We start from the raw sequence: 10910 nt of genomic DNA on the forward strand, positions 1-10910 counted from the left end.
ACCGCTCCTGACTGGACTTTCCGCTCCCGACAGTCCATATTTGACATAATCAGGACAACCCTCGGTCCATGCCGCCCAACGGAAGGGGAGCAACCGGCATCATGCCCATCGAAACCGTACAGAAACTGGTCACCGACGCCTTGCAGGTGGCCCTGCTGATCTCCGCGCCCATGCTGCTCACCGCTCTGGTGGTGGGTATCATCATCTCCCTCTTCCAGGCCGTGACCCAAATTCAGGAGATGACCCTCACCTTCATCCCCAAGATCCTCGCCACCTTCCTGGCCCTGATGATCACCCTGCCGTGGATGATCCGCACCCTGATGGACTACTTCGTCGGTCTCTTCGAATCCATTCCCACCCTGCTCGGCTGAAGCCCGTGGATCCCGCCGCCCTCATGGATTTCCTGGGCTTTTCCACCGGCGAGGTGGAACGAGCCGCCCTGGTTCTGGCCCGCATCAGCGGCCTGTTCCTCTCCGCGCCCTTCTTCTCCCGCACCGTCGGCCCCTTGACCATTCGCGCCGCTCTGGTCATGACCCTGACCCTGGTTCTCTTCCCCCTGGTGCCCCACTGGCCACACGAAGGCGAAGGCAACCCCTTTCTCCTGGCCTTCGCCGCCGTCTCCGAACTCCTCATCGGCGCCATCATGGGCATGCTGGCCCACTGGGTGCTGGTCGCCGTCCAGGTCGCCGGATCCATCATCGGCTTCGAAATGGGCCTCTCCATGGCCATGGTCATGGACCCCACCTCCGGACTCCAGGAAGGCGTGATCAGCAACATGCTCTACATGGCCGCTTTGATGATCTTCCTGGGCATCGACGGACACCATATCCTCATCGACGGCCTGGCCCGCTCCTTCCACAGCTTCCCGCCGGGCCACACCCTGCCCTCCGGTCAGGGACTGGTGCAATCCGCCGTTTCCGCACTGGGACAACTCTTCCAGTTCTCCCTGCTCCTCTCCGCACCCATCGTGGTCTCCTCCAAACTCCTCTACCTGGGCATGGGCCTGATCAACCGCGCCTCCCCCCAGATTCAGGTCTTTTTCGTCTCCATGCCCATCGCCCAACTCATGGGGTTCTTCATCCTCGGCCTCTCCATGATGGTCTTCGGCCAGGTGCTCACCGAGCAGATCGAGGCCTTCACCAACCTCGCCTTCAAAGTCGCGGGTCTGTAAAGGAACCCTCCCATGGCCGACGATTCCGACAAACACTCCAAAACCGAAGACCCCACCTCCAAGCGACTGGAGGACGCCCGCAAGAAAGGGCAGGTGCCCAACTCCCGCGAAGTCGGCACCGCCCTGCTCTTTCTGGCCGCCATCCTCCTCTTCGCCCTTCAGGGCAAAACCCTTTGGGAAGCCCTGCAAGGCAAGATGCACTTCCTGCTCAGCGGCCAGATTCAGGACGACCTCACCGAAACCGGTCTCGTGGTGCTGGCCCGGGAACTCGTCGTCTCCATGCTCTGGGATCTGGCACCCTTCTTCGGACTCTTTGTCGCCTTCGGCGTCCTCGGCTCCCTGTTCCAGCACGGCTGGATCATCAGCCTCGAATCGTTGCAGCCCAAATTCTCCAAGGTCAATCCGGCACAGGGGCTGAAACGCATCTTCTCCTCCCGTTCCGTGATCGAACTGTTCAAATCGATCCTCAAGATGACCGTGGTCTCCCTGGCCGTCTACTGGAGCATCGAGGATCTGCGTCTGGAGATCGCCACACTGAGCGCCACCTCCCTGCCCTATGTGATCGAACTCATGACGGACCACACCATGGATATGGTCTGGCAGGTGACCATCGTCTTCATCGTGCTGGCGGTACTCGATTTCTCCTATCAGAAGTTCGACTATATCAAAGGGTTGCGCATGACCAAGCAGGAGGTCAAGGACGAGATGAAGCAGACGGAAGGCGACCCGCTGCTCAAGGGACGCATCCGTCAGATCCAGCGGGAGATGGCCCATCGCCGCATGATGCAGGAGGTGCCCAAAGCCGACGTGGTCATCACCAACCCGACCCATGTGGCGGTGGCGTTGCGTTACGTGCCCGGCCAGATGAGCGCCCCCCAGGTGACGGCCAAGGGGCGGGGCGTCGTCGCGGAACGCATTCGCGAACTGGCCCGGGAGAACCGCGTGCCCCTGGTGGAGAATCCCCCTCTGGCCCGCACCCTGCACCGGGATGTGGACATCGACCACTTCGTGCCGCCGGAGCTGTTCAAGGCGGTGGCCGAGGTGCTGGCCTACGTTTACGGACTGAAAAACCGTCGCGCCCAACGCGCCGCTTGACCGGTTATCCACCCGTGTCGCAACAATATAATCCCTTTATCCCGCGACAACCCTTGCATCCGATCCATTGAGCATGGAACCTTCTGCCGTTTACCATCAGGCGGTGGCGATGTTGGCCCGCCGCCCGTTCAGCATCCGGGAGTTGACCCGGCGTCTGCTGGCCAAGGGAGCCGACGAGGCCTCCGTCGAACAGGCCATCCGGCGTTGCCGGGAACTGGGCTACCTGAACGATGCGGACTACGCGCTGAATCTGGCCAAACGACGGCTGGAACGGCGTGGGCCGATGGCCATCCGGGCGGAGATGCGCCAGCGCGGCATCGACGAGGAAGAGGCCCGCGAGGCGCTGCATCAGGCCATGGAGGGTATCGACCTGCGGGAAGAGGCCCGGCGCATCCTGGAAAAACGTTTTGGCGAAACGCCGCCCGCCGATGCCCGGGAGCGGCGCAGACGACAGGCCTTTCTGGCCCGACGCGGCTTTGACGGCACCATCATCCTGGAGCTGCTTCAGGACTGAAAACGACGAGAAGACTATGACCGGCAACGACATTCGCAAACGCTTCCTCGCTTTTTTCGCCCGCCACGGACACGCCATCGTGCCCTCGTCCGGGCTGATTCCGCGCAACGACCCCACCCTGCTATTCACCAACGCGGGCATGGTTCAGTTCAAGAGCGTCTTTCTGGGGGAGGAGAAGCGGGAAAACCGCCGCGCCGTCTCCGTGCAGAAGTGCGTGCGTGCCGGGGGCAAACACAACGACCTGGAAAATGTCGGGCGCACCGCCCGTCACCACGTCTTCTTCGAGATGTTGGGCAACTTCTCTTTCGGCGACTATTTCAAGGAGGGGGCCATCACCCTGGCCTGGGAGTTCGTCACCGGAGAGCTGGGCCTGCCGGTGGAGCATCTGCTGGCCACGGTCCACGCCGACGACCACGAAGCCTATCGCCTGTGGCGCGAGGTGGTGGGACTGCCCGAGGAGAAGGTCATTCGCATCGGCACCAGCGACAATTTCTGGTCCATGGGCCCCACCGGGCCCTGCGGGCCCTGTTCCGAGATCTTCTACGACTTCGGTCCCGAGATCCCCGGCGGCCCTCCGGGCTCCCCGGATCAGGACGGCGACCGCTTCATCGAGATCTGGAACCTGGTATTCATGCAGTACAATCGCGATGAAGCGGGCCGGATGACCCCTCTGCCCAACCCTTGCATCGACACCGGGGCGGGGCTGGAACGCATCGCCACCATTCTGCAGGGTCGGCACAACAACTTCGATTCGGACCTGTTCCAACCTCTGATTCAGGCCGCCGCGCGTCTGACGGGCGTGGCCTACGGCAGCGGCGAAAACAGCGATGTCTCCCTGCGGGTCATCGCCGATCACATCCGCGCCATCTGTTTTCTCATCGCCGAAGGGGTGCTGCCCTCCAACGAGGGACGGGGCTACGTGCTGCGGCGCATCATGCGCCGGGCCATGCGTCATGGCCGGCTGCTGGGTCTGGAGACCCCCTTCCTGCACCGGCTGGTGCCGGTGTTGACCGGGCTCATGGGTGACGATTACCCCGAATTGGCGCAACAACAGCGCACCCTCTCCATGGTCATCGAGACCGAAGAGCGCCGTTTCGCCACCACCCTGGGTTCCGGACTGAAACTCCTCGGCGAGGCCCTGTCCCACGTCGCGGAGGGGGGACAACTGGATGGGGAGACGGTCTTCACCCTTTACGACACCTACGGCTTTCCGGTGGATCTGACCGCCGACATCGCTCGGGATCGTCAGATCAGCCTCGACATGGCCGGTTTCCAGGAGCGCATGAACGCGCAACGCAAACGGGCGCGCGCCGCCTGGGCCGGATCCGGGGATGAACGGGTCTCCGCACTGTTCCACGACTGGAAGGAGCGGCACGGCGCCGGCGAATTCCTGGGATACACCACGGAAAGCGTGCAGGGCACGATTCTGGCCCTGGGACGACAGGGTGCGGAACTCCCGCATCTCGACGCCGGGGAAGAGGGTTTCCTGCTCTGCAACCAGACCCCCTTCTACGGGGAATCGGGCGGTCAGGTGGGGGATCGGGGTCTCATTCGCGGGGAGAACGCCCTGTTCCAGGTCACCGACACCAAAAAGCCCCTGCCGGATCTGATCGTGCATTACGGCAAGGTGGTCGAAGGGCGTTTCACCGCCGATCAGGCGGTCTCCCTGGAGGTGGATCCCACCCATCGGCAGGCGGTGCGCCGTCACCACTCCGCCACCCATCTGATGCATCACACCCTGCGCCGCATTCTGGGCAGCCACGTCAAGCAGGCGGGCTCGATGGTGGCTGCGGACCGGCTGCGTTTCGACTTCTCCCACTTTCAGGCGTTGACGCCGGAGGAGCTGGCTGCCGTCGAAGAGCAGGTCAACGCCGCCATCTGGAGCAACGCCACCCAGGAGACGGTGGTCATGACTCCCGACGAGGCGGTGGCCACCGGGGCCATGGCTCTCTTCGGCGAAAAATACGGTGACGAGGTGCGGGTGGTGCGCCTGGGCGAAAGCACGGAACTCTGCGGCGGCACCCATGTGGGGGCCACCGGGGAGATCGGGTTGTTCCGCATCGTCTCCGAAGGCGCGGTAGCCGCCGGGGTGCGTCGTCTGCAGGCGGTATGCGGCCCTCAGGCGCGGCAAACCCTGCTGGAGGACAACGCCGCCCTGAAGCGGGTGGCAAGTGTGTTGAAAAGCCCGCTGGACGGCATCGACTCCTCCCTGGAGCGCCTGTTGGCACGGGTCAAGGAGCTGGAGAAGGAGCTGGAGCAGTTGCGGGCCGCCGCCACCGGGGATCTGGCGGGGTCACTGGCGGCCAGGGTGCGTTCCGTCGGCAGTCTGCCCTTTCTGGCGGTCACCGTGGAAAACAGCGATCTCAAGGAACTGCGGGAGCTGATGGATCGTCTGAAGGATCAACTGGTTTCCGGCGTGATTCTGCTGGGCGCGGTGGTGGAGGATAAGGCCGTGCTGCTGGCGGGCGTGACCAAGGATCTCACCGCACGGGTCCAGGCCGGGGAGATGATGAAACGCGCCTGCCTCCCGGTGGAAGGCAAGGGCGGAGGGCGACCGGATCTGGCCCAGGGTGGTGGGCCGCGTGCGGATCGTCTGCCCGAAGCCCTGTCCTGCGTGGAGACGTGGCTGCGTCAACTGGAAGGAGTATGAAGATATGAGTGATGTCACGGGCCATGCGGCCTGCCCCCATTGCCAGGAGCCCATGAAGAAATGGTCCGTGGCTCCGCAAACCTATGAAGACGGTCTCGGCTTCGGCACGGATGTGCTGCTGGTTTGTTTCAACGACAACTGTCCCCTTTACGTCAAGGGGTGGAACTCCATGTTCGAGAATTACGGGCGCGTCGGCTCGGTGCGTTACTTCCTCAATGCCCGGGACGGTGATTGCGGCGCTCTGCCGGTGGGCCATGCCATGGCCATGCGGGGCGACATCATCGAGGAGTGAGGATCAGTAGCCAGTCATACGGGGGTCCGGGGGGATTATCCCCCCCGGCGGGGTTCGGGGCAGCGCCCCGAGGTGTTGACGTGGCCTTTGGCGGGTCGAAGCCAAAGAGAGAAACGGCCAACTCCGAACCGCTTCCAAACCGTGTTCCCCCTTCGACCCGCCGGAGGGGGCCAGGGGAGGGACTCACCCTCCCCATCCTTGAAGGTGCCAATTCGGCCACGGTTCGGGTTCTCAAGGAAAAGACGTTCTTTTTCATGGAACAACCTCGGCTGTGTCTTGGTGGTGCGTTCAAGGATGGGGGGATGAGGCCCCCCCTTGCCCCCCCGCGGTCCGCAGCGGTCATCCTGAATCGTGCGGGTGGTGGTTTGGTGCGCTTTCCTCGAATGCTGCGGACCGCTACGTCAACACCTCGGGGCTCCGCCCCGAACCCCGCCGTGGGGGATAATCCCCCCCGGACCCCCGTATGACTGAACAGACCGCCCTTGGGACTGCGATCATGGACGATTCCTTCCGGGACGCCGACGCCCGCCACATCTGGCATCCCTTCACCCAGGAAGAGGGGGCCCCGCCTCCCATCCCCATCCGCTCCGGCCAGGGAACCCGCCTCTTCGGCGAAGATGGCCGGATCTACCTCGACCTGATCGGCTCCTGGTGGGTCAACATCCACGGCCACGCCCATCCCCACATCGCCGCAGCCATCGCCCGCCAGGCCCAAACCCTGGAACAGGTGATCTTCGCCGGTTTCACCCACCGTCCCGCAGTACACTTGGCCCAGGAACTGACCCGCATCCTGCCACCGGGACTCGACCAGTTCTTCTTTTCCGACAACGGCTCCACCGCCGTGGAAGTGGCCCTGAAAATGGCCCTGCAACACGCCGTCAACCGGGGCGAAAACCGCCGCCGCTTCGTGGTCTTCGAGGGCAGCTACCACGGCGATACCGTCGGGGCCATGTCCGTGGGACGCAGCAGCGGCTTCTTCACCGCCTTCGAGCCCCTGCTCTTCGAAGTGGATACCCTGCCCTTCCCGGCAACCTGGAACGATGACCCCGAGGTGGAAACAAAAGAGAGGCTGGCGTTGCAGGCCTTGGACCACTATCTGCAACGACACGGCAAGACGTGCGCCGGCTGGCTGGTGGAACCCCTGGTGCAAGGGGCCGGCGGCATGCGCCTGTGCCGCCCCTCCTTCTTGCGGGAAGCGGCGTTGCGGGTGCGCGCCCAGGGCATTCCCCTGCTCTTCGACGAGGTGATGACCGGCTTCGGACGCACCGGCAGCCACTTCGCCTGCCAACAGACGGGCATCACCCCGGATCTGATCTGCCTCTCCAAAGGACTCACCGGCGGTTTTCTGCCCCTGGGACTCACGGTCTGCACCCCGGAAATCCGTCAGGCCTTCCGGGGCGACCGTTTCGACCGGGCCTTCGCCCACGGCCACTCCTTCACCGCCAACCCCATCAGTTGCGCGGCGGCAGTGGCCTCACTGGAGATTCTGCACCGGGAAAAGAGCCTGGAAAAGGTGGCCGCCATTCAGGCCATTCACCGGGAACGTCTCGCCGCCCTGGCCGGACACCCCCGCATCAGCCGTCCCCGCAGTATCGGCGTCATCGCCGCCCTGGACCTCGACAGCGACCGCGCCGACTACCACTCCCCGCTGGGGCCCGCCCTGAAGGCCTTTTTCCTGGAAGAGGGGCTGTTGATCCGCCCCCTGGGCAACGTGGTCTATCTGCTGCCCCCCTTCTGCATCACCCCCGACGAGCTGCATCGGGGCTGGGACGGCATCGAAAAGGCCCTGCGACACGTCGTGTAATACAACCTCATTTCCGACCCTGGCGTCTGGCGGCGGCCTCCTGCAGCTCCTGCCACTCCCGCTCCGCCTGATTTTCCTGCTCTTCCGCGATATTCCACTGCCGCCCCCCCTGCAGGGATTCACCCTTTTTCGGAGCCGTCCCGTCCTCGGAGGGTGCAATGACTGTGTCCGGCCCACCCCTCCTCCTGGCGGCTTTACTCGGCGGCGGTTTGCCATCTCCGTAAACCGTCAGGTTGCCCGAGCGCGGGACCGGCACCAGGGAACCATCGTTGGGCAGACTGTTCAACTTGGAGGAGTTCGTCAATACCGAAAGCTGCTCTTTCAAGCTCGCCTTCGGCACGATACCCGCCTCTTCAGCCTTGTTGCGAAGCTGCATGGCCTGATCCTTCACTTCGCCATTTTTGCTCACTTTCTTCAAAGCATCCTTGAAATCGCCTTTTTGAATCGACTGGGCCAGCGCAGGATCGTTTTCCAGAAGATCCGCACCGAACCGGGCCGCCTTCTGCACATCCCCGGCGAAACCGAAGGTCTCCTTGAGCTGGCGAAGCCACTGACTGGCCACCTGCCCCATGGCATTGGGCCCGTCATCCACCTTGTATTCCCTTTCATGGGGCTTGCCACACCCGGCCAGCAGGATGAGCCCTGCCCCGATCACCATTCGAACGGATTTTGTCCGCCACATCGTGGTTCCCTCCATTGCGTCACTCCATCCGGAAATCCTTCCGAACCATCTACCAGAGTAGCGCATTCCCGAAAAAGTGCCAATTCAATCCGCATGCAAGGGCCCATCGACCTGAAAACCGGCGTCGGTAATCAGCTTCAGGGTGCGTTCGATGCCGTGTCCCGCCGTATTGAGGTAGCCTTCGGCGAAGAGGGAGTTGGCCGGATAGAGGGCCAGGCTCTCCAGGCCCCGCAGATTGGCTTCGCGCCCGCCGGCGGCGCGAATCTCCGCATCCGGATTGAGAAAGCGGAACAGGCACAGCACCCGCAGCCCCCGCTCCGGGGTCAAGCCCTGCTGCGCTCCCAGACGATTGCCCGCCACATGCACGTAGAAGTTGACCGGAATGGAGCGCGCCTGCAAACGGCGCAGGGTGTCGGCCACCTCCAAAAGATCGTCGGAGCTTTCGCCCATGCCCACGATCAGCCCGGAGCAGACCTCCAGCCCCACCCCTTTGGCGGCTTCCAGGGTGGAGAGGCGCTGGGCGTAGGTATGGGTGGTGCAGATGCGGCCATAGTGGCCTTCGGCGGTGTTGAGGTTGTGGTTGTAACGGTCGAGACCCGCCTCCCGCAGCAACAGGGCCATCTCCCGGTCGATCAGGCCCGCCGACAGACAGACCTGGATGGGAAAACGCGCCTTCAGCCGTCGCACCAGGTCGGCCATGCGCCGCACGCGGTCCAGGGAAGGGCCTCGCCCCGACAGAACCATGCAGTAGCGATAGGCCCCCGCTTCCCAGGCTTTGGCGGCTCCCTCTTCCAACTCCGTCTCCTCCACCAGCCCGTAGCGTTCGATGGGGGCGGCGCTGCCGGCGGCCTGGGCGCAGTAGGTGCAGTCTTCCGGACAATAGCCGTTCTGGGCGTTCTTCAGGATATGCACCCGCACCCCGCGTCCGAAGTGGTGTTCCCTTACCCGGAAAGCCGCCTGCAGCAGAGGCAGCAGGGGCAGATCGCCATCCAGCACCCGCAACGCCTCCTGGTGGGAGAGTCCTTCACCCGACAGCACTTTTTCGGGCAACCCGGCACAAAAAGCCTCGCCTTGCACCATCATACACCTTCCCGTCCCTGAAAAAGGCCGACCAGCAGCCGATAACTCACTGCAAACGCACCGGTATTTTCCGAACCACGCAATATCCCGCGCAAGGGCGCGGTCTCCATCGGGCGATGTCCCTCACGGGGCACTCCGGCGCCGATACGCCGCAACTGGCGCAGGAAAGCCAGTCCCGAGGCGTGTCGTTCCGTCAGGCGGACCTCCTCCACCTCTCCGCCGCCCTGCCACCAGGAGGACAGGGTCGCCGCGTCCGGAAAGGGGAGTACGCCGCAGGGCACACCCCGCGCGGCGCACAGTTCCGCCCACTCCCGGAAGGTCCCCTCTCCCAGGGTGGCCAGAGCCAGCCAGCCGCCGGGACGCAACAGACCGCCCCAGCGAACCAGCGCTCCGGACGGATCGGCAAACCATTGCCAGGTCAGGCTGGAAACCACCAGATCCCACCCTCCCCGCACCGCCGGATGCTCCCCGTCCATGATCAGAAACGAGAGACCATCCCTCTCCCCCAGGCGTTGACGGCATCGCAGCACCATGCCGGGGGCCAGATCGGTGCAGAGCAGCCTGCCCTGCGGCCAACGCTGCCGCAGCGCCCGGCTCAGGAAACCGGTACCGCAGCCAATCTCCAGTATATTCGGTGTATTTCCCAGTTCCAGAGGATCTATCCGGCGCATCAGATGCCGCACGGCTTCCTGCTGAATGCGGGCCGACTCGTCGTAGGTCGCGGAAGCGGCTTCGAAGGAGCGACGCACGCGCCGGGACCAATCAGCGGACATCGCGCTCCTCCCGGGCGGTGAGAAAGGGGGTCAGCATCCCGGCGCACCAGGCGGGGCGGGTCAGGGGCAGGAGGTGTCCCCCGGTGTCGCTCCAGCGGAGGATGGTATCGGGGAAGCACTCCCGGCTCATGTCGGGGGATACGATGGGGTCGTCACGGCTGGCCAGGGCCAGGCAACGGGTCGCCCAATCCTTCTGGAGGGAACGGGCATCGTGTTCCTGCAGCAAAGCCAGTCCCTGGTCCAGGTGCTGGAGGTGTGGCTGGAGTCCGGCGGCGGGAAGCGGGGGATGAACGCCGCTGCGGGCCGCGAAGTCGCTGATGACCTGGAGGGGATCCTCTTGCAGGCGGGTGCGCATGCGTTCCAGGAGACGGGGTGGCACGCCGTGGGGGAAGTCCTGTTGCCGGTGGAAGCAGGAGAAGCCGCCGATGCTGACCAGGCCTTGTGAGTATCGGGCGATGGCGGGGTCGGCGAGGCGGGAGAGCAACCACAGGTAGCCCAGGGAATGGCCGAGGCCGATCCAGGGTTCCTGGGGAAGGGTTGTGTCGAGCTCTCCGAAAAAACCGAGGTTGAGGGAGTGCGTGCGCCATCCCGGCAGATGGTGCCGCAGGGGGCGCCACAAACCGGGGCCCAGGGCCCAGCCGTGGACCAGAAGCAACAGGGGTCTTTTCTCTTCCATCGCCTATCTTTTGACTTTCAATATGTTATCTTTTAATTATCAAAAAAAGAAAATGTTCTATCCTTTGACTTTGTATCTGTTCAGGTATACCGGGGTTTGGGGGAGATTATCCCCCCCAACGGGTCCAGGGCAGCGCCCTGGGACTCTTCCTTTTGCTGTTGACTTCCAACCCC

General features: G+C 63.9%; 11 protein-coding genes. 7 read left to right on the top strand and 4 right to left on the bottom strand.

Going from position 1 to position 10910, the window contains the following annotated elements:
• Positions 1 to 101: 101 nt before the first annotated feature.
• The 7 genes from fliQ (at position 102) to bioA (ending at position 7526) form a co-directional block, all read left to right on the top strand.
• Positions 102 to 371 (top strand): flagellar biosynthesis protein FliQ, encoded by a 270-nt coding sequence (fliQ, locus tag HQL56_14300; GenBank protein ID MBF0310690.1) that lies wholly within the window; start codon positions 102 to 104, stop codon positions 369 to 371.
• Positions 372 to 376: 5 nt separating this feature from the next.
• On the top strand, positions 377 to 1171 hold the full coding sequence (gene fliR, locus HQL56_14305; protein MBF0310691.1) for a flagellar biosynthetic protein FliR: 795 nt from the start codon (positions 377 to 379) through the stop codon (positions 1169 to 1171).
• A gap of 12 nt (positions 1172 to 1183) precedes the next feature.
• Complete coding sequence (gene flhB, locus HQL56_14310; protein MBF0310692.1) at positions 1184 to 2266, top strand: flagellar biosynthesis protein FlhB; 1083 nt, start codon at positions 1184 to 1186, stop codon at positions 2264 to 2266.
• A 73-nt stretch (positions 2267 to 2339) separates the two neighbouring features.
• A complete protein-coding gene (locus HQL56_14315; protein MBF0310693.1) occupies positions 2340 to 2780 on the top strand; it encodes a regulatory protein RecX in 441 nt (146 codons plus the stop codon).
• 16 nt (positions 2781 to 2796) lie between these two features.
• The gene (alaS, locus tag HQL56_14320; GenBank protein MBF0310694.1) at positions 2797 to 5430 is read left to right on the top strand and encodes an alanine--tRNA ligase; all 2634 of its coding nucleotides are present in this window, start codon (positions 2797 to 2799) and stop codon (positions 5428 to 5430) included.
• A 4-nt stretch (positions 5431 to 5434) separates the two neighbouring features.
• Positions 5435 to 5722, top strand: coding sequence for a hypothetical protein (locus HQL56_14325; protein ID MBF0310695.1), 288 nt, complete (start codon positions 5435 to 5437; stop codon positions 5720 to 5722).
• A 496-nt stretch (positions 5723 to 6218) separates the two neighbouring features.
• Positions 6219 to 7526: an adenosylmethionine--8-amino-7-oxononanoate transaminase gene (gene bioA, locus HQL56_14330; GenBank protein MBF0310696.1), complete on the top strand. Its 1308-nt coding sequence runs from the start codon at positions 6219 to 6221 to the stop codon at positions 7524 to 7526.
• A gap of 7 nt (positions 7527 to 7533) precedes the next feature.
• Here bioA and HQL56_14335 read toward each other — a convergent pair whose 3' ends face one another.
• The 4 genes from HQL56_14335 to HQL56_14350 form a co-directional block, all read right to left on the bottom strand.
• Positions 7534 to 8208 carry a hypothetical protein gene (locus tag HQL56_14335; protein ID MBF0310697.1) on the bottom strand — a complete coding sequence of 225 codons (675 nt, stop codon included), beginning with the start codon at positions 8206 to 8208 and terminating at the stop codon, positions 7534 to 7536.
• An 84-nt stretch (positions 8209 to 8292) separates the two neighbouring features.
• Positions 8293 to 9288, bottom strand: a complete 996-nt coding sequence (gene bioB / locus HQL56_14340) for a biotin synthase BioB (GenBank protein ID MBF0310698.1) — start codon at positions 9286 to 9288, stop codon at positions 8293 to 8295.
• Positions 9288 to 10061: a methyltransferase gene (locus tag HQL56_14345; protein MBF0310699.1), complete on the bottom strand. Its 774-nt coding sequence runs from the start codon at positions 10059 to 10061 to the stop codon at positions 9288 to 9290. Before HQL56_14345 ends, bioB begins: the two co-directional genes overlap by 1 nt.
• Positions 10051 to 10737: an alpha/beta hydrolase gene (locus tag HQL56_14350; GenBank protein ID MBF0310700.1), complete on the bottom strand. Its 687-nt coding sequence runs from the start codon at positions 10735 to 10737 to the stop codon at positions 10051 to 10053. The genes HQL56_14345 and HQL56_14350 overlap by 11 nt, the downstream gene beginning before the upstream one ends.
• Positions 10738 to 10910 lie beyond the last annotated feature (173 nt).

The sequence above is a fragment of the Magnetococcales bacterium genome, from assembly GCA_015231925.1.
Lineage (GTDB): Bacteria > Pseudomonadota > Magnetococcia > Magnetococcales > JADGAQ01 > JADGAQ01.

Coding starts and splice junctions, on each gene's coding strand:
- fliQ (MBF0310690.1), top strand. CDS start 102: ATGCCCATCGAAACCGTACAGAAACTGGTCACCGACGCCTTGCAGGTG.
- flhB (MBF0310692.1), top strand. CDS start 1,184: ATGGCCGACGATTCCGACAAACACTCCAAAACCGAAGACCCCACCTCC.
- HQL56_14315 (MBF0310693.1), top strand. CDS start 2,340: ATGGAACCTTCTGCCGTTTACCATCAGGCGGTGGCGATGTTGGCCCGC.
- alaS (MBF0310694.1), top strand. CDS start 2,797: ATGACCGGCAACGACATTCGCAAACGCTTCCTCGCTTTTTTCGCCCGC.
- HQL56_14325 (MBF0310695.1), top strand. CDS start 5,435: ATGAGTGATGTCACGGGCCATGCGGCCTGCCCCCATTGCCAGGAGCCC.
- bioA (MBF0310696.1), top strand. CDS start 6,219: ATGGACGATTCCTTCCGGGACGCCGACGCCCGCCACATCTGGCATCCC.
- HQL56_14335 (MBF0310697.1), bottom strand. CDS start 8,208: ATGTGGCGGACAAAATCCGTTCGAATGGTGATCGGGGCAGGGCTCATC.
- bioB (MBF0310698.1), bottom strand. CDS start 9,288: ATGGTGCAAGGCGAGGCTTTTTGTGCCGGGTTGCCCGAAAAAGTGCTG.
- HQL56_14345 (MBF0310699.1), bottom strand. CDS start 10,061: ATGTCCGCTGATTGGTCCCGGCGCGTGCGTCGCTCCTTCGAAGCCGCT.
- HQL56_14350 (MBF0310700.1), bottom strand. CDS start 10,737: ATGGAAGAGAAAAGACCCCTGTTGCTTCTGGTCCACGGCTGGGCCCTG.